Annotated in this window: 13 protein-coding genes and 1 other RNA gene; 10 read left to right on the top strand and 4 right to left on the bottom strand. The window is 41.4% G+C overall.

What is annotated here, in order from left to right:
- Positions 1-4: 4 nt before the first annotated feature.
- Positions 5-1,144, bottom strand: coding sequence for a cytochrome d ubiquinol oxidase subunit II (cydB, locus tag A9479_RS03675; RefSeq protein ID WP_064662721.1), 1,140 nt, complete (start codon positions 1,142-1,144; stop codon positions 5-7).
- Complete coding sequence (locus A9479_RS03680; RefSeq protein WP_016899289.1) at positions 1,141-2,724, bottom strand: cytochrome ubiquinol oxidase subunit I; 1,584 nt, start codon at positions 2,722-2,724, stop codon at positions 1,141-1,143. The genes cydB and A9479_RS03680 overlap by 4 nt, the downstream gene beginning before the upstream one ends.
- Positions 2,725-3,016: 292 nt before the next feature.
- Between A9479_RS03680 and lpxB the strand changes: the two genes are divergently transcribed.
- From lpxB to A9479_RS03710, 6 genes are all read left to right on the top strand, one after another.
- Positions 3,017-4,174 carry a lipid-A-disaccharide synthase gene (gene lpxB, locus A9479_RS03685; RefSeq protein ID WP_016899290.1) on the top strand — a complete coding sequence of 386 codons (1,158 nt, stop codon included), beginning with the start codon at positions 3,017-3,019 and terminating at the stop codon, positions 4,172-4,174.
- A complete protein-coding gene (gene rnhB, locus A9479_RS03690; RefSeq protein ID WP_008110956.1) occupies positions 4,164-4,763 on the top strand; it encodes a ribonuclease HII in 600 nt (199 codons plus the stop codon). The genes lpxB and rnhB overlap by 11 nt, the downstream gene beginning before the upstream one ends.
- Positions 4,764-4,765: 2 nt before the next feature.
- Positions 4,766-8,257: a DNA polymerase III subunit alpha gene (dnaE, locus tag A9479_RS03695; protein ID WP_058155026.1), complete on the top strand. Its 3,492-nt coding sequence runs from the start codon at positions 4,766-4,768 to the stop codon at positions 8,255-8,257.
- Positions 8,258-8,273: 16 nt separating this feature from the next.
- Positions 8,274-9,230 (top strand): acetyl-CoA carboxylase carboxyl transferase subunit alpha, encoded by a 957-nt coding sequence (gene accA / locus A9479_RS03700; RefSeq protein WP_008467493.1) that lies wholly within the window; start codon positions 8,274-8,276, stop codon positions 9,228-9,230.
- 122 nt (positions 9,231-9,352) lie between these two features.
- Positions 9,353-10,663 (top strand): tRNA lysidine(34) synthetase TilS, encoded by a 1,311-nt coding sequence (tilS, locus tag A9479_RS03705; protein ID WP_064662722.1) that lies wholly within the window; start codon positions 9,353-9,355, stop codon positions 10,661-10,663.
- On the top strand, positions 10,660-11,001 hold the full coding sequence (locus A9479_RS03710) for a hypothetical protein (protein WP_008467489.1): 342 nt from the start codon (positions 10,660-10,662) through the stop codon (positions 10,999-11,001). Before tilS ends, A9479_RS03710 begins: the two co-directional genes overlap by 4 nt.
- Positions 11,002-11,056: 55 nt before the next feature.
- Here the strand turns inward: A9479_RS03710 and A9479_RS03715 are convergent, their stop codons facing one another.
- Complete coding sequence (locus tag A9479_RS03715; RefSeq protein ID WP_008467488.1) at positions 11,057-11,953, bottom strand: GGDEF domain-containing protein; 897 nt, start codon at positions 11,951-11,953, stop codon at positions 11,057-11,059.
- Between the two features lie 127 nt (positions 11,954-12,080).
- Here A9479_RS03715 and A9479_RS03720 point away from each other — a divergent pair, with 127 nt between their 5' ends.
- Entirely contained in the window at positions 12,081-14,054 is a 1,974-nt protein-coding gene (locus A9479_RS03720) for a monovalent cation:proton antiporter-2 (CPA2) family protein (protein WP_033103775.1), read from the top strand.
- Between the two features lie 18 nt (positions 14,055-14,072).
- Here A9479_RS03720 and A9479_RS03725 read toward each other — a convergent pair whose 3' ends face one another.
- Complete coding sequence (locus tag A9479_RS03725) at positions 14,073-15,218, bottom strand: patatin-like phospholipase family protein (RefSeq protein WP_016899295.1); 1,146 nt, start codon at positions 15,216-15,218, stop codon at positions 14,073-14,075.
- 346 nt (positions 15,219-15,564) lie between these two features.
- On the opposite strand from A9479_RS03725, the gene A9479_RS03730 reads away from it, so the two are divergent.
- From A9479_RS03730 to A9479_RS03740, 3 genes are all read left to right on the top strand, one after another.
- Positions 15,565-16,443 (top strand): DUF3014 domain-containing protein, encoded by an 879-nt coding sequence (locus A9479_RS03730; RefSeq protein WP_016899296.1) that lies wholly within the window; start codon positions 15,565-15,567, stop codon positions 16,441-16,443.
- Between the two features lie 139 nt (positions 16,444-16,582).
- Positions 16,583-16,679: signal recognition particle sRNA small type (ffs, locus tag A9479_RS03735), an RNA gene on the top strand.
- A gap of 202 nt (positions 16,680-16,881) precedes the next feature.
- A complete protein-coding gene (locus A9479_RS03740; RefSeq protein ID WP_064662723.1) occupies positions 16,882-19,638 on the top strand; it encodes a hybrid sensor histidine kinase/response regulator in 2,757 nt (918 codons plus the stop codon).
- Positions 19,639-19,680 lie beyond the last annotated feature (42 nt).

Genomic DNA, 19,680 nt, shown 5'->3' on the forward strand with positions numbered 1-19,680 from the left:
CTCCTTAATAGCTGCCGTGAGGGTTGTTTTCAATTTCATCAACCGTCACTCTGCGCCACATTTTTACATAACACCACGTGGTGTAGGCTAAAATGAGTGGCACAAATATAACCACAGCAATAAACATAACATTGAGTGTTCTGTGGCTTGATACCGCATCCCAAATGGTTAAGCTAATATCAGGGTTGTTGCTTGAGGGCATGATAAATGGGAATAACGAAACGCCTGCGGTCATAATCACTCCAATTAACATCACACTGGTTGCCAGTAAGCCTAAAGCGGGTTTATTTACTTTAGAAAACAGCAGTGCACACAGTGCCATTGCAAATGCCAAAATAGGGAAGGTCATTGTCCATGGGCGTTCGCTGTAGTTATTAAGCCATGCGCCTTGGGCGGTTGTGACTACTTTTGCCAGTGGATCTGCATGGCCTTGAGTATCACCCATAGAAACAATTTGATAGCCCGTTAGGTTGGCAACCCACACACCAGCCGCCGCAAATAACACTATAAAGGCAAGTAATGAGTAGCGACCGTACTGTCCTGAGCGCTCAGCGACCTGATCTGCGGTGCGCAGTTGTAGCCACATTCCTGCGTGTGCAATTAACATGGTAATACTAACTAAGCCGGCAATAAGCGCAAACGGATTAAGTAAAGCAAAAAACGACCCTTGGTAACTGACTCTTAATAAATTATCGATATCAAACGGTACACCCAAAAACAAGTTACCAAACGCGACACCAAATACTAGCGCAGGTATGGCACTACCGGCAAACAAGCCCCAGTCCCAGTTATTACGCCAGCGTTTAGAGTCAACTTTAGAGCGATAATCAAAGCCAAGAGGCCTAAAAAATAATGCAAATAACACCAGCATCATGGCAAAGTAAAAACCAGAAAACGCTGCCGCATAAACCATAGGCCACGCTGCAAACAAGGCACCGCCTGCAGTAATAAACCATACTTGGTTACCATCCCAGTGGGCACCAATGGTATTAATAACGGTACGCCGTTCACTGTCTGTTTTGCCCACAAAGCGCAGTAACATAGCAACGCCCATGTCCATACCATCGGTAATGGCAAAACCAATTAACAGCACACCAATAATTAACCACCAGAGCATTTTTAATGTTTCATAATCAAAAATCATGATAGTTCTCCTTTAGCAGCCGTGCTGTGATCAGGTAATTCAAAATGGTACTTACCGGTATGCAAAGAGCTTGGGCCTTGCTTAATAAATTTAATCATTAACCATGCTTCAACAATCGCCAATCCAGTATAGAAAACAATAAAACCGGTCAAGCTAATTAAAATATCATTTACCGTCAGCGATGACGTTGCTAAAAAGGTCGGTAATACTTCAGAAATAGCCCATGGCTGGCGGCCATATTCAGCCACAATCCAACCAAATTCAATAGCAATCCAAGGCAGAGGAATGCTCAATACCGCCGCCCACAACAACCAACGTTTTTGTTCAATAATACGATGGGCGTTGTAATAAAAAGAGAGAATAAACACGCCAAGCATAATTACGCCACAGCCAACCATAATCCTAAATGACCAAAACATAGGGCCCACTTTAGGGAAGGAGTCTTTAACGGCTTGTTGTATTTGTGCCTCGCTGGCATCTACCACATTAGGAGTGTAACGTTTTAGTAATAAGCCATAGCCTAAATCATCTTTGACGCTATCAAACTTTTCGATATTTGCAGGGGTATCGTCACCTGCGCGAAGTTTTTCTAGGTATTCATAAGCAATCATGCCATTGCGAATACGCTTTTCGTGTTTTTTCTCAAGATCAGAAATACCAATCACTTGCTCATCAAGTGAGCGTGTTGCAATAATCCCTAATGCATAGGGAATTTTTACTGCAGCATGAGTGACTTGCTCTTCTGAGTCAGGGAAACCTATTGCAGTAAAGGCGGCAGGGGCTTCTTCGGTATGCCATTCAGCTTCTATGGTCGCGAGTTTTACTTTTTGTACTTCACCGACTTCGTAGCCAGATTCATCACCGAGTAAAATAACACATAAAATAGAGGCTAAACCAAAGCCTGATGCCACCGAAAACGAACGTTTAGCAAATGCCAAATCACGTCCTTTTAATATGTACCAGCTACTAATCCCAAGCACAAACATAGACGCAGCAACATAACCTGCAGACACAGTATGAATAAACTTAACTTGCGCTACCGGGTTAAATACCAGCTCTGCAAAACTGGTCATTTCCATGCGCATGGTTTGATAGTTAAACTCAGCCCCTACTGGATTTTGCATCCACGCATTAGCGACTAAAATCCACAGCGCAGACATATTTGTGCCCAGCGCCATTAAAAATGTGACCCCTAAATGCTGGCGTTTAGAGAGCCTATCCCAACCTAAAAAGAACATTCCCACAAAGGTTGATTCTAAAAAGAATGCCATTAAGCCTTCAATGGCCAGTGGCGCACCAAATACATCACCCACATAGTGCGAGTAATACGACCAGTTAGTACCAAACTCAAATTCCATGGTGAGGCCCGTCGCCACGCCAATAGCAAAGTTAATACCAAATAACTTGCCCCAAAACTTAGTCATATCACGATAAATTTCGCGACCGGTCATAACATAAACCGATTCCATGATAACTAAAATCCAGGTCATACCGATTGTTAACGGCACAAATAAAAAATGAAATAGAGCGGTGACAGCAAACTGTAATCGCGATAGATCCACAAAGGTTTCATCTATCATTTTTGGCTCCTTTGGTTGTGATGCAGTGACAGCACAAAGCAATTGTTAATGTTTTAATAAACTTTCAGTAATTTCTGAAAGTTTGCATCATTATTAGCGTTTGTACAATTTTTGTCAATATGTATATTAGAAAACTTTAATATACTATGACATTACATCAGTCTATAAAATACGCAGTCATCAATTAAGAGTAAGTTAGAAAAAAGTGGTGTGTTTTAAGCGTTTAACCTAGCCTTAAAACACGGTAAACTAATCGGTATGAACGCCGGGTTTACTTGTGAAAAAATAGCAAATGAAAAAAGATAAAAAACAACTACGAATTGGTATTGTGGCAGGTGAACTGTCGGGCGATATTTTAGGTGAAGGGCTCATAAAAGCGCTTAAAATACACTTTCCTGATGCCACTTTTGAAGGTATTGCAGGCCCTAAAATGCAAGCTCAAGGCTGCAAAACGCTGTTTGATATGGATGAGTTGTCGGTTATGGGCTTGGTTGAAGTCCTAGGCCGTTTACCGCGCTTGCTAAAAATCCGCAAACAGTTAGTACAGCACTTTATTGATAACCCTCCTGATGTTTTTATAGGCATTGATGCGCCCGATTTTAATTTACGTGTAGAAAAACCGTTAAAAGACGCAGGCATCAAAACCGTGCAATACGTAAGCCCTTCAGTGTGGGCGTGGCGTGAAAAACGGATTCACACTATAAGTGCAGCCACTAACTTAGTATTGGCTTTATTGCCTTTTGAAAAAGAATTTTACGACAAACACCAAGTACCGTGTACTTTTGTAGGTCATACATTAGCTGACGACATTGCACTTAAGCACGACGATAGCCAAGCCCGCAGCCAACTAGGCTTAAGTGCTGATGACAAGGTGTTAGCGTTATTGCCCGGGAGCCGGGGCTCAGAAGTGGGCTTGTTAAGTGAAACTTACATAAAAACAGCGGCGCAGTTACAAGCGCAGAACCCAGCATTAAAAGTCGTGGTGCCACTGGTGAACGCAAAGCGCAAAGCGCAGTTTATTGCTATTTTAAATGCCACAGCGCCCTCACTTAATGTTAACTTACTAGATGGCCAATCAAATTTAGCCATGCAAGCCGCCGATGCTATATTGCTTGCATCAGGTACAGCAACGCTTGAGGGCATGTTATATAAAAAGCCAATGGTGGTTGGTTATAAAATTAAACCCATGAGTTATTGGATTTTTAAAACCTTATTTACCTTTAATATTAAATATTTTTCGCTACCCAATTTATTGGCAGATGAAGAGTTAGTACCAGAGTTTTTACAAAGTGAGTGTAATGTGGCTAATTTAACCGCGGCGCTCACTCCTATGCTCAATAGCGATAATAAAGAATTAAAAGCACGCTTTTTAGCTATACATGAAAAAATTAGATTAGATGCAAGTAAACAAGCTGCAAATGCAGTGGCGGAGTTAATAGATGCAAATTGAACGACCCAATGTAACCTTAATAGCCGGTGTGGATGAAGTTGGTCGTGGACCGCTTGTGGGTGATGTGGTTACAGCCGCTGTTATTTTAAATCCCGCTAAACCGATTGCTGGCCTTGCCGACTCTAAAAAATTAACCGATAAAAAGCGCCAATTATTAGCCATCGAAATAAAAGAAAAGGCACTGTGTTACGCCATTGGCCGTTGTAGCCCTAGTGAAATAGATGAGTTAAATATATTACAGGCCACCATGCTTGCTATGAGCCGCGCGGTGGAAGCGCTTAGCACAGTGCCTGAATTTGTATTTGTAGATGGTAACCGTTTACCTAAATTAGCAATGCCCGCACAAGCGGTGGTAAAAGGCGATAGCCTAGTTGCTGAAATATCAGCCGCGTCTATTTTAGCAAAAGTTGCCCGGGATGATGAAATGATTGAACTTGATGCGCGCTACCCACAATATGGGTTTGCAGGGCATAAGGGGTATCCAACTAAGGCACATTTTGCAGCGCTTGAACAATACGGTGCGATAGATGAGCATCGCAAGAGCTTTAAACCTGTGCAGCGTGTGCTTGCGCTTTCGGGTAAGGAGTAATTATGGCGGCTCCTGAATTTGTTCATCTAAGAGTTCACTCAGACTTTTCAATGGTTGATGGTTTGGCAAAAACCAAACCAATCGTCGCTAAAGCACAAGAGCTTGAAATGCCAGCGTTGGCAATTACCGATCAAATGAACTTTTGTGGTCTGGTGCGTTTTTATGGCGCAGCGCATAATGCGGGTATTAAGCCGATTGTTGGTGCGGATTTTTGGGTACGTAGCCCAGAATTCCCCGACGAACCAAGCCGATTAACATTATTAGCCAAAGATAACATTGGCTATAAAAATATTACTTTATTGATCTCTAAAGCCTATCAACGTGGCCATGTTTTTCATCGCCCTGTCATTGACCGTGAGTGGTTAGTTGATTTAAAAGAGGGGCTTATCATACTCTCGGGCGCCAAAGATGGCGATTTAGGAAAAGCCTTAATAAAAGGTAACCCCGCTATTGTTGAGTCGGTGGTCAGTTTTTATAAACAGCATTTTAGCGATCATTATTATATAGAGCTTATTCGTACCAACCGTGCTCAAGAAGAAAATTATTTGCACATGGCGGTGGAGCTTGCAACAAATGAGCAATTGCCAGTAGTGGCCACCAATGAAGTGGTATTTTTAAAACCTGAAAACTTTGAAGCCCATGAAATTCGTGTGGCTATTTTTGATGGTTACACTCTAGATGATAAACGCCGACCAAAGCGCTTTTCACAAGAGCAATACCTAAAAACGCCAGAACAAATGGCAGAGCTATTTAGTGATATTCCAGAAGCGCTACAAAATACCGTAGAAATTGCAAAGCGCTGTAATGTAACCGTGCAATTAGGTGAGTATTTCCTACCAGATTATCCGACGGGCTCACTAAAAATTGATGAGTTTTTGGTTAAAGTGTCACAAGACGGCCTTGAAGAACGATTACAGTTTTTATTTCCTGACGAGCAAGAACGTCAAGAAAAACGTGGCGAATACGATGAACGTTTAAAAATAGAACTTGATGTAATTAACCAAATGGGATTCCCTGGTTACTTCTTGATCGTAATGGAGTTTATTCAGTGGAGTAAAGATAACAATATTCCAGTAGGCCCAGGGCGTGGTTCAGGTGCGGGTTCATTAGTGGCTTATGCCCTTAAAATTACCGACCTTGATCCGCTCGAATTTGACCTACTCTTTGAGCGATTCTTAAACCCTGAACGTGTTTCTATGCCCGACTTTGACGTCGACTTTTGCATGGATAGGCGTGATGAAGTAATTGATCATGTATCGGCCTTGTATGGCCGTGACGCGGTATCGCAAATTATTACCTTTGGTACTATGGCAGCAAAAGCGGTAATACGCGATGTAGGCCGGGTACTTGGTCATCCGTATGGGTTTGTCGATCGTATTTCTAAGCTTATTCCGGGCGACCCTGGGATGACACTGGCTAAAGCATTTGACGTAGAACCCCGTTTGCAAGAAGCCTACGACGGCGATGAAGAAGTTAAAGATTTAATCGACATGTGTCGTATTCTTGAGGGCTGTACACGTAATGCCGGTAAACACGCAGGGGGGGTTGTAATATCGCCGACCACCATTACCGATTTTGCGGCGCTCTATTGCGATGACGAAGGCAAGTTTCCAGTTACTCAGTTTGATAAAAACGATGTAGAAACCGCGGGTTTAGTTAAGTTCGACTTTTTAGGCTTACGTACGCTCACCATATTACAGTGGGCGCTGGATATGACCAATGAGCGCTTAAAGCGTGAAGGCAAACAGCCGGTCGATATCAACACCATTCCATTGGATGATAAAAAAAGTATTGAGCTACTACTGCGCGCTGAAACCACCGCGGTATTCCAGCTAGAATCACGCGGCATGAAAGACCTAGTTCGCCGATTAAAGCCCGATTGCTTTGAAGATATGATAGCCCTAGTGGCCTTATTCCGCCCAGGTCCACTGCAATCAGGCATGGTAGATAACTTCATCGACCGAAAGCTCGGCAGAGAAGAAATCTCATATCCCGATGCGCAATACCAACACGAAAGTTTAAAGCCGATTCTTGAGCCGACATACGGCATTATTTTGTATCAAGAACAAGTTATGCAAATAGCGCAGGTACTGGCCGGTTATACACTGGGCGGCGCCGACATGTTACGTCGTGCTATGGGTAAGAAAAAGCCTGAAGAAATGGCAAAACAGCGCTCAACCTTTGAAGAAGGCGCACGTAACAACGGTATTGACGGCGAACTGGCAATAAAAATATTTGACTTGGTTGAAAAGTTTGCGGGTTACGGTTTTAACAAATCTCACTCAGCAGCTTATGCATTAGTATCGTATCAAACGCTGTGGATGAAAACGCATTATCCGGCCGAGTTTATGGCGGCGGTAATGTCGGCTGATATGGATAACACCGACAAAATAGTAACGCTGGTGGATGAATGTGAAAACATGAAACTCACTTTGTTACCGCCCGATGTAAACGCCGGTGAATACAAGTTTACTGTTAACCTTCAAGGTGAGATTGTTTACGGCATAGGGGCAATTAAAGGTGTGGGTGAAGCGCCGGTTGATGCCATATTAGAGGCGCGAGCAAAAGGCGGCCCATTTAAAGACCTATTTGATTTTTGTGCGCGTGTTGATTTAAAACGCTTAAATAAACGCGTTACCGAGAAATTAATTTATGCAGGCGCATTAGACCAACTAGGGCCTGAAAAAACTCAACCTGGGCGAGCAACACTATTAGCCAGCTTAAAAGATGCGATGCGCGCAGCCGATCAGCACAACAAAGCTGAATTATTAGGGCAAAGTGATTTATTTGGTTTATTGGCTACAGAGCCTGATGAAGTAGAGCAAGCGTTTATAAAAGCGACACCGCTTACGGATAATCAGTGGCTTGATGGCGAAAAAGACACCCTAGGCCTTTATTTAACCGGACATCCTATAAACCAGTATCGACGAGAGCTTGGGCATTACACCAGTGGCCGACTCATCGACTTACAACCAACTAATCGTGATGTGCTCTCAACCGGAGCAGGTTTAGTGATTGCAGCGAGAACCTTAATTAATAAAAAAGGAAATCGTTGGGGGCTGATAACTTTAGATGACAAAAGCGCCCGAATTGATGTACGCTTGTTTCCAGAACAGTTTGAAATGTACCAAGATATGTTGCAAATCAACAATATTTTGGTGATATCCGGACAGGTCAGCTTTGATAACTTCTCTGGTGGTATTACAATGACCGCCAGAGAAATAAACACCATTGCTCAGGCGCGTGAAAAGCGTATAAAAGCGATTAAGATGACGCTGAATATGGTGCAGATCGAGGCTGGTTTCTTCGATAAATTACAAAAAGTACTCGAACCATACAAAATGGGAACGTGTCCGATCAAGGTATATTATCAACGCCCCGATGCGTTGGTGCAATTAACCCTAGGGATCGAATGGTGTGTTACGCCAAGTGACGACTTAATTCATAAGTTATCGCTGATGGCAGCGCAAAATGTAGAACTAGAATTTAACTAATTAGGTAGTTTAGAGCATGAGCCTCAATTATCTTGATTTTGAGCTTCCAATTGCAGAATTAGAAGCAAAAATTGAAGAATTACAAAATGTAAGCCGCGCTGGCGAATTAGACCTTGGATTAGAAGAGGAAGTCAGTAAACTTAAAGAAAAGAGCGCACAAATGAAGGAGAAAATTTTCTCTGAACTAGGCGCTTGGCAAGTATCACAGTTAGCACGTCATCCGTTGCGTCCTTATACTCGAGATTATATCGAGCGTATTTTTACGGAATTTGACGAATTTGCGGGTGATCGCACGTTTGCTAACGACCCTGCCATTTTAGGCGGCGTAGCCCGTTTAGATGGTGAGCCAGTAATGGTGATCGGTCAGCAAAAAGGCCGTGGTACTGCTGAAAAAATCAAACGTAATTTTGGCATGCCAAAACCTGAAGGTTACCGTAAAGCATTGCGCTTAATGGAAATGGCAGAGCGTTTTAAAATGCCAATCATGACCTTTATCGACACCCCAGGTGCATACCCTGGTGTTGGCGCTGAAGAGCGTGGTCAGTCTGAAGCAATTGCACGTAACCTAAAAGTAATGGCCGCACTTAAAGTACCAACAATTTGTACTGTTATTGGTGAAGGTGGTTCAGGTGGTGCATTAGCCATTGGTGTGGGCGACAGAGTAAACATGTTGCAATACAGCACTTACTCGGTTATTTCACCAGAGGGTTGTGCATCAATTTTATGGAAAAGTGCTGACAAAGCACCATTGGCTGCAGAGGCAATGGGTGTAACAGCAGAGCGTGTTAAAGAGCTAGATTTAATTAATAATTTAGTTGAAGAACCATTAGGCGGCGCGCACCGTAATTACGATGCGATGGCACGTAACTTAAAAGTACGCCTTAAGCGCGATTTAGCAGACTTACAAGCGTTATCGCTTGAAGAGATGCTTGATCAACGTTACAAGCGTTTAATGTCGTTTGGTTATTGTTAAAAATAGCTAAATGTAGCTAAATATAGAAAAAAGCCGCCTATGCGGCTTTTTTTGTTTTAAAATACCGTAACGTAGAGCCTTTATTGTTCGGGTTATTAGCAATTTACTCATTGGGTATATTAATGCACAAAACACCTATTTATCTGCAGGTAAAAAAAGCCCTTAATCACTACTTAGAAAATGGGCAATTCACATTTACAGTAGCCTTATCTGGTGGGGTAGATTCGGTCGTGCTATTGCATATTATGCATGGGTTAAAACAGCAGTACCCGCAATTAGATTTAAGTGCAATTTATGTCAATCATGGCTTAAGTGATAACGCCCATCACTGGCAGCAATTTTGCCAAGTACGCTGTGAGCAGCTTTCAATTGATTTTAAGGCGGCAAACGTCATTATTGAGCCGAAATCGCGCACCAGTATTGAGGCGCAGGCTCGCGAAGCGCGTTATCAAGCGCTTGATGAACACAGCCCAAGCGATAGTGTCATTTTGTTAGGCCAGCATTTAAACGACCAAGTAGAGACATTTTTACTTCGTTTAAAGCGCGGCTCAGGCTTAAAAGGGCTCGGCGCTATGCAGCAAACTCGCGTGCTTGAAAGTGGCCGTGAGTGCTATAGGCCATTACTTGGGGTAAAACGCAGCGACATAGAAGCGTTTGCTCAGCAATTTAATATTAGCCATATTACTGATGAGTCAAACTCCAATGAACGCTTTGATCGTAATTTTTTGCGTCAACAAATCGTGCCTAAGTTGGCTGAGCGTTTTACTGGGTTTGAGCAGTGTACAGCCCGTAGTATAGAATTATTACAACAGCAACAAGCACTGCTTGATGAATATACCCAGCAAGATCTCGCACAGTGTATTAACCAACATCAGGCGCTTAATATACAAAATATGGCTCATTACAGCGCTATTCGCATTGCGAATCTTCTGCGCGCATGGCTGGCTTTATTTACTCATACCATGCCTTCGCAAAAACAGTTAATGCAAATAATTAGTCAGGCTATTCATGCCAAAGCTGATGCGCAAATGGTTATTGAGCTAAGCGATGGACAAATACGCCGTCATCAAGGTTATCTGTATTTTGTGCAACCGACGCCTTTAGCCGTTAATATTGAACGCGTAACAAGTCGCGAACTAGTGCTGAATGACGGACAAATACTACAATGCCTGCAGGGAATGGGTATACGCGCCCCTAAACCTGATGAACAAGTCAGTGTTCGTTTTAACTGTAATAGTGCGCGTATTAAACCACTCAAAAAACCAGGCAGCAATACCCTTAAGCATTGGTTTAAAGATGCAAAAGTAGCGCCTTGGCTGCGTGCTCATATTCCATTAATTTTTTACAATGATGAGCTAGTTCAAGTGGTTGGCTATTTTATTAGTGATAATCACAAAGATGATACTGGTTTTATTTGGGAGTATAAATCATGAGTCAACAACCTCATGTTGGGCTGTCGCTTATAAATAAGGCACCTACTGGCATATTAATTACGCTATTGATTGCGGTTTTAGCGAATGTATTTTTAACCCTTAATATAATTACATTAGGCTACGCTGTGTTGGGCGGTATGGTATGTGCCGCCATTTTACTTGCCTATTGGTTAGGTAAAGGGGGCGTATTTTTCATTTTAGGGGTGAGTATGCCATTACTGTTAGTGCTTTTTACACCGCTTGCGACAATTGCCGCATTGCTTAATTTACTCAGTGGCTTCTTTTTTGGCTTTTGCGCCATGTTGCTCATTTATAAGCACGTGATATTAAAAAAGTAGCGTAAAAAAGCCCAGCGGGGGAGGCTAGGCTTTTTAAAAATAATGTTTTTATTACTTAATAGGCTTTTGCGCAGTTTCGCCCAGATGCTTTTGCTTTATATAAGCCTTTATCTGCGCGAGAAAATATCTCGTTCTGGCAATCGTCGCTATTAGTCAGCGTAAAACCAATACTGGCTGTGACGTTGTATTTAGACATAATTGGTGAGTTTCTGACTAAACGCATAATACGTTCAGCTACCACTTTATTGGTGGTAAAAGCCGGGTCTTCGATTAATATTGAAAACTCATCGCCACCAAAGCGAAATACCGAATCAGTCCCCCTAATACTACTAGATAAAACCGCAGCAAACTCGATTAAAACGTCATCGCCAATTTTATGACCATAGTTGTCATTTACTTGCTTAAAATTATCTAAATCAAGTAGCATTAAACTAAAAGAATGACCGTTACGTCGATGATTTTCAAGCTTTTGTAGCAACATGTCATTAAATTGACTACGGTTGTTTAATCCGGTTAATGAATCTTTTGTGGCTAACCTTAATACACGGTTATACATAAGCGCATTACGCAATGGATAAATTAGTACACTATGAAAGTGTTGTAGCTTTTTCTCAATAGCCGCACTAAGCGGATACTTTGTATAATAAGTTAATGTGCCTAAGTACTCATTTTCAACTTTTAAATCAAACGAGTACGCTGGATTTTCAACATCACTATTGGGTGTTTTTACATCAATACTTGTTGCTTTAAAATGCACACCAGAAAAATTAAGCAGTTGTTTTGCAAAATTTGCAAACGTTCCTAAAATATCTTCTAAAACTAAGCTCGTTTGCAGTTTAGCTGCTAGCTCATGCAGCGCTGTCGGTGTATTGCTATTATATTGCTCTGCTGAGAACGGCAAAAATTCGCCGCGACCAGAGATACGTTGTGTCAAAATATGAACGTTTTCCACTATTTCTTCCCCCTATAGTATTACTTTTTATAACTAAGCAGGTTATATGCCATATTTACATTCTGGCTGAAACTTATACGGTTGCTATAGTTAAGTTACATTCCATTAATTGCTTATAAGGATTGCATTGCAAAATATTAATGCTCAGGTTTTTGGACTTTTAGTTGCTGCGGTTCTATTTGTATGGCTATTTAAGCGAATAGGGCTTCCCCCTGTATTAGCTTATTTAGCGGTAGGTTTACTAGCTGGTGGCCATGGCGTTGGTTGGATGGCACAAAGCCATGAAATGGACTTTATTGCTGAGCTGGGTATTGTGTTTTTGTTATTTAGTTTAGGGCTGGAGTTTTCTGTATCGCGCTTAATGGCAATGCGAAATATCGTATTTGGCTTAGGCTCATTGCAAGTCATAGTCAGCAGTATCTTGCTTATTTTAATCCTTTATTTATTAAATTTTAGTTTATTAACTAGTTTTACCATCGGCATTATTATTATGCTCTCCTCTACGGCAGTGGTTGCTAAATTATTAAAAGAGAGTGGTGATTTAAATAAACGCCGAGGGCAATTGGCAATCGGTGTTTTACTATTTCAAGACATTGCGGTTGTGCCGCTACTCATTATTTTGCCTTTATTTGCCAGCAGTGATCCCAATAGTATTGGTTGGGCATTGCTGTTTGCGCTGACTAAAGGCGCGTTTGTGTGTGTATTGCTATGGGCTATTGGCAAGTGGGTTTTGCCCAAGGTGTTTAAAGAAGTGGCACTAGCACGAAGCGATGAGCTGTTTGTATTAACCACGTTATTGGTGTCCTTGTTTGCCGGGTTACTCACATACTCTTTTGGTTTATCGATGGCATTAGGGGCTTTTTTAGCAGGCATGATGCTAGGGGAGAGCCACTATCGTCATCAATTAGAGGCCGATATTCGCCCGTTTCGCGATATTCTCATGGGGTTATTTTTTGTAACCGTGGGGATGCAGTTAGACATTGGTTTTGTTGTTGATCATGCGGGTATTATTATTGTTGCCTTGATGGGCATCTTAATCTTAAAAATTGCCGTAGTGATGTTATCTTCTTTATTTATGGGAGAGCGAAAACAAGATGCGTTAGCGTGCGCTATAATGTTGTGGCAAATGGGTGAGTTTGGCTTTGTGTTAATTGCACTCGCTGCACAGCATAATTTGCTGAGCGTTGAGCAAGTATCATTTTTAATTGCCATGGGCGTAATTTCTATGGCGCTTACGCCCTATTTAATTGATAAAACCCCTTTTATTTTAAAACGACTAGGCATGTTAGAGCGCGCAAAGTTTGCCTTTGAAGACGAGCTTCAAAGTAGCACGCTTTATCATAACCATGTGGTGATATGCGGTTTTTCTCGAGTAGGACAAACTATTGCCCGCTTTTTATCCCCAGAGGCAATTGATTATGTGGCAATAGAGAGCGACCCCATTTTAGTACAAGAAGGAAAAGCGGCGGGCGAGCCTTTAATATTTGGTCATGTTGAGCAAAAAGATATTTTAAAGTGTGCGGGGGTAGAGCGAGCGCGACTAGTCATTATTACTTTTACCGAATTTCAACAAACTCAAATAGTCATTAATGCCATTAAACAGGTTGCACCTAAGGTTAAAATACTCATAAGAACCCGTGATGATAGTCAGTTAGAGCGCTTAAAAGCGCTAGGGGTTACTGAGGTTGTGCCTGAGGCGCTTGAAGCAAGCTTAATGTTGGTGTCGCATGTGTTGTCAATGTCTGGTGTGCCAATGAGCCGTATTATTCGCCGTGTTAGTAGTGAGCGACGAAACCGTTATAAATTATTGCACAGCTTTTTTGCCGGCGAAAATATTGACAGCGATACCAACTTGCCAGAGCGTTTAGAGTATTTACATGTAATAGCCTTACCAGATAAAGCATTTGCGGTTAATAAAGCAATTAGCGAACTCAATTTAGCAAAAAGAAAAGTGCTAATTAAGGCGCTTCGCCGCGAGGGCGAAGAAATAGACACACCACAAGAACACACAATATTGTATGCTAATGATATTCTAGTGCTGCAAGGTAAACCACGGCGTGTAGAACGTGTTGAGCATTATTTACTTGATGGTATAGAGTAGCCCATTAAGCAAAAAAACTTACTCTAGCTCTAAGAACTTTCTGATTTCAGGGAGTTGTTTCATACCATCGTCGTATCCGATTTGAATTAAATGCTGGGTGTAGCGTTTTTCAAATAACAAATAGCTGGTCAAACTCGACTGAGAGCGCTTTTTTACCCCGATCATACGTAATAAAACTTTTATCGCCCAAGGCATATCATCGTAATACTGCGCGGCAATGGCATTGAAGTTTTGCGATGGATTAATAATAAAGCTATCTATTTGTTTCAATTCTTGATGCTTATGCTTATTGGGCAGTAAACCGAGTGTGCGGTTTATTCTGTCCAAGCGCTCTAGATCAGATTGCATGGTGTCGGTAAATACACTGTCGAGTAAATGCCCTGCCACGGCCGAAAGCCCCGGGAAATGTGCAGAGTACCCTGGAGGGTGTGGCTCTTTGGGTTGATCAACCCCAATAATAAATATTTTATTTGCCCCTAAGTGAATAGAGGGGCTCAAAGGTGAAAGCTGATGTATTGAGCCATCGCCAAAGTAATGGTTATAAATATTCACACTTGGAAACACCATAGGAATGGCACTTGAGGCCATTAGGTGTTCAACATTGATACGAGTAGCGCGTCCTTCGCGCTTGGCTCGTTGCCAAGAATGCTGCGTATTTGACTGAAAAAAAGCAACAGAATCGCCAGTAGTATAACTGGATGCAGTGATAGACAGCGCCTCTAAATAGTCACGGTGTAAATTACGCTCAATACGATGTAAATCTAGTATATCGTTTAACAGTTTTCTAAGTGGTCGGTTATTTAACAAGCTTGCTGGTGGATGGTTTATATGCTCTGACTGGAAACTGGTTAAAATATTACGGGTAATATGACCAAACACACTTAAAAAGTCGCTTTTATATACCATCGAAGTTGAAAAGTTTTTCCAAACTGTTTCTAGTTTTCTTACCGCTAAATGCATACATGAGGCGTAACATGCTAAGGCCGCAGAATTAATTGCACCGGCAGAGGTGCCATTTATCACTCTAAAGGGGAGCGGGGCGGTTCTGGGCATACTTTGCGCTAACGCTTTCAAAACACCCACTTGATAAGCCGCTCGGGCACCACCACCTGTTAGTAATAAGGCAATTTTAGGTTTACTAGGATCGACTTGCTTAATTTTCATGTTAGGTATTTAAACTGTTCGCTGTCTTTACTTTATTTATTTACTGTAAGTCTTTAAGCTAGAAGAATCAAAGGATATGTTAGAGTCTATTTATCTTTCGAGGTTGAATTTTTAGCAGTGTGTTTGTTTTTTTAGGCAAGGCAGAGCCTATGTATTGTGGTTACTTCCCATAAATAGGCGATAACGTAGCTTAAAAACCAAACATCCTCTACCCAAGGGTCTGAACAAATTTTAATCCTGAAAGGTCAACAGACCCTACTTATTAATGAATATTAGTGTAAGTTAGGAATTAAATCTGTTTAGAGTACTCTAAACGGTATCGCATTTTTATATTTATGGAGTTCGTATGTCAGATAAACCATCAGAATCAGATGTTCAAAAACGTCCACCGAATAACAACCTTATCTTCGCAGGGGTTATTTTATTAATCATTATTATTGCCGCCGCGTTTGTATTATTAAAACCAAGCGAAGCCCCAGAAACAGTTATGCAGGTTGAAGAACCCATAAAAGAGCAACCCGTTATGGAGCTAAAACCTGAAAACGACCCAGTGGTCGGTGCGCCATCGGTTAAGCCAGAAAAACCTGAAGAGTTGGCAGTGCCAACACAGCGCCCAGACGTTGAGCCAGAGTCTGAGGTTGTGCCTTTACCAACATTAAATGACAGTGATCCTGTCGTGGTTGCAAAATTAGATGAATACTTAGGCGATGCGGCAATGAGCCTAGTGTTAAACGATGATGTTATTCGTCGTGGTGTGGTGTTTATCGATAACTTAGCAAAAGGTAAGGTAGCTAAGAAACATACCCCAGTTGTAAAGTTAGAAGAAGGTTTTAGCGTAAACGAAGGCGATATTTTAACCATTGATCCTAATAGCTATGAACGCTACACCCCATATGTAAAAGTACTAACAAGTATGAGTGCCGCACAAGCTGTTCGTTTATATGAAGAATATAAACCGCTAATCAACAGTGCATACACTGAAATTGGCTATGGCGATGATGAGTTTACACAAACACTTGAAGATGCCATTGACTTGCTACTTGATACTCCAGAGCCAAAAGGCAGCTTACCTTTATTGCGTGACTCGGTTACTTATCAGTATGCGTTTTCTGAGTGGGAGCAATTACCCGCTGCACAAAAACAACTTTTACGCATGGGCCCAGAGAACATGAAAAAGGTAAAAGCAGCGCTACGTAATATAAAAGCGCAGTTAGAGAGTAATTAATAACCGCTTTAATAACTAAATACCCTGCGATTGTATATGAAGTATGCAATCGCACTTTCTTTTTTGATTATCCCTTGAATAACAGAGTAAAAGTAGAGATAATCTCAATCGCGCCAACCAAGGCCCTCAATGGTAGTCTTATTGGTCCTCTCGCAACACTAGCAGGCGAACCTGGTCAGGCCCGGAAGGGAGCAGCCACAGTTTGTGACGTGTGTGCCGAGATGTGGCTGGTAAGACTGCCACCCAAATTCCTCATTTGGGTGTATTAAAATTCCATTTTTCAATATTTCTTATTTATATTATTCGTACACTAATTCTAGATCATACCCACTTAGCTAAATTTTTACCTTTATAGACAATAGCTAATGAGTGAGCAATAATTAAAACTCGTGATTATACTTTACGCCGCAGGTGTTAAATAAGCTATTAAGGGTCAATATGACGTCTCAGAGGAATAAGTGGGCGCTTGCTATATTATTAGGGCTTTTGGGGGGATGCGCTAACCTTTTACCTCTGTATTTTTTTGATAGCTCTGAATTTTTATTTGGTCAGACGTTTGTAATACTCAGTTTAGTGTTTGCTGGGCTTCGTTATTCCCTCCTTAGTTTAACTATTGTCACTGGTTTTTTATTTTATCGCTGGGGGCATAGCTGGACCAGTATTGTTTATGTGCTTGAGCTGTTTTGGCTTTATACCTTTTGCTTAAAGCGTTCTAAGCCAATACTTCCTTTAGCCGCAGTGTTTTGGTTTTTAGTCGGCTTACCACTGGTGTGGGCTTTGGGTCACTTTGTTATAGGCCTGCCTTGGCTCACGCTTGTTGTGGCTGCCTCAAAATACTTTATCAATGCCATGATAGCGTTAGCTTTGGTCGACTTAGTGAGTGTATTTGTCCCTCATGCAAGCCGGGCTTATCAAGGGCAGCCTCTGGCCCGTATATTAAGTTATGTTGTCAGTATAATTATTGTTTTGGTGGTTTTGATCACCAGTGTCTTTTTGGTTAATCAGCATTACTCGCGCTTAGAATACGAAGTAAATACGCAACTTAAAGAAAAATCACGCTCGATCAGTGCCCAGCTTAGTGACTATTTGTTGTTTCATAAAAATGCAATGGTAATAACCAGTGATGCAATGAGTGCAGGAGCACCAATACAGCAGCAGCTTGAGCGGCTAATGGCTTTATACCCTGGTTTTGCAACTAGTCTGTATGCGAACTCCGAAGGTTATGTTGAGAAAAGTATACCCAGTGAATTGCTCAGTGGTTTAAGTCAGAGTCAGCGTTATGTTAATGATCGTCCTTATTTCGCTCAGGCTCAGCAGTTCCCGTTAGGCTACAGCAGTGGCGTTTTTCAAGGCAGAGGATTAGGCGATCAACCTATTGTTGCGCTTTCGGCTCCCATTTATAAAAATGATGAGTTTTATGGTGTAGTTGAGGGGTCGCTCAAGCTAGATCAGTTAGAGCGGTTTATTCCCAATTTATTTGAGTATAAAGGGGATTTACTTGTTCTTGATGCCGATAAAAAAGTAGTATTTAGCTCGTTAAGTCAGTTTGCTGCGCTAACTGATTTTAAGCAGCAGGATCTTAGTATCCAACGTTTTAGTGGTAATCAGCTTTTTCGCTCAAACGATAACGAGATGTACCATACAAATCAGTATGTTGACGACACCACAGGGTGGCAGGTTATATCGCTCTATAATCGTAAATATTTAAGCTTGGTGGTAGTGGCTGCTTGGTTACCCACTATGTTGCTGGGGCTATTTTCCATTGCACTGGTGGTATTATTTATTTATAAATTCACCCATTTGCTGGTTAAACCCATCATAGAGTTAACTCATTTAATCAACAGCTTTAGTAAAACTGAAAAACACGTATTTAATACAGACTCTAGTTGGTACGAAATACTGCAATTACAGCAACAATTTGAAATGTTGGGCAATGCACTTCAGCATTCAATCAAAAGTTTGCAAGCCTCTAATGTAAAAAATGAAGACCTTAATAAACAACTTAGCCAATTTAATCAGCAACTCGCAGATAAAGTAGCAGAACAAACAACTGAGCTAACACAAGCGGTTAAACTCGCCAATGAAGCAAATATTGCTAAGTCACAATTTTTAGCAAACATGAGTCATGAACTTCGAACACCTATGAATGGCATATTAGGTATGGGAGAGGTTTTGCTTCGAGATCAGTCTTTAAGTAATGAACAAAAAGAGTTGTTGCTCACGCAGCAAAAAAGCGCAAAAAATTTGCTTGATATTCTTAACGATATTTTAGATTTTTCTAAAATTGAAGCAAATGCCATGGAGCTAAATAGTAGACCCACGCAGGTAGCTCCATTTATCGAAAATATACGCTCTTTATTTACGCCGATTGTTAGTACTAAAGAAGTAGAATTTAGCATAATTCAAACCACAAATTTACCACTGTACATTAGTGTTGATGAATTACGCTTAAATCAGGTGATTATTAATTTACTCTCTAATGCGTATAAATTTACAGAGCAAGGCTTTGTGCGATTATCGTTCGATTATAACGATAATAAACTTCAGGTTAGCGTTGAAGATAGCGGTATTGGTATTGCAAAGGCACAACAGTCATTATTATTTAGTGAGTTTACTCAAGCTGATGTGGGCGTTGCACGTAAGTATGGCGGAACAGGGCTGGGGCTGGCTATTTCTCAAAAGCTAATAAAAATGATGGACGGTGAAATTCATTTACACAGCGAAGAGGGTAAAGGTAGTACGTTCACCTTTAGTATTAGTGCGCCAGAATCAGCAGACGCTCCCTCAAAGTTACCTAAAAAAACAGCTTCGCAGCCAAATCTTTTGGATAAACGCATACTGTTGGTAGAAGATAATGCGATTAACCGACAGGTGATTGCAAAAATGCTTGAGCCTACTAAAGCGAGTTTAACAATGGCTGAAGATGGCTTAAAGGCGCTTGAAGTATTGAAGAGTCAGTCGTTTGATTTGATTTTAATGGATTGCCAAATGCCCAACATGGATGGCTATGAATGCACTCGCGCGATTAGAACCACTGAAATTAAAACCGGCTTACGAGTACCTATAGTGGCGATCACTGCAAATGCTTATGAGGAAGATAAGCAGCGCTGTTTAATTGTTGGTATGGATGACTTTATAGCCAAACCCATTAATAGCGATGATTTATATACAGTGATTGGTAATATACTCAGCTGAGCAGCAGCTGAAGAGCACAAAGCATAGTTCAGGGTTAGTATG

It is taken from the genome of Pseudoalteromonas sp. MQS005 (assembly GCF_001661605.1).
Lineage (GTDB): Bacteria > Pseudomonadota > Gammaproteobacteria > Enterobacterales > Alteromonadaceae > Pseudoalteromonas > Pseudoalteromonas tetraodonis.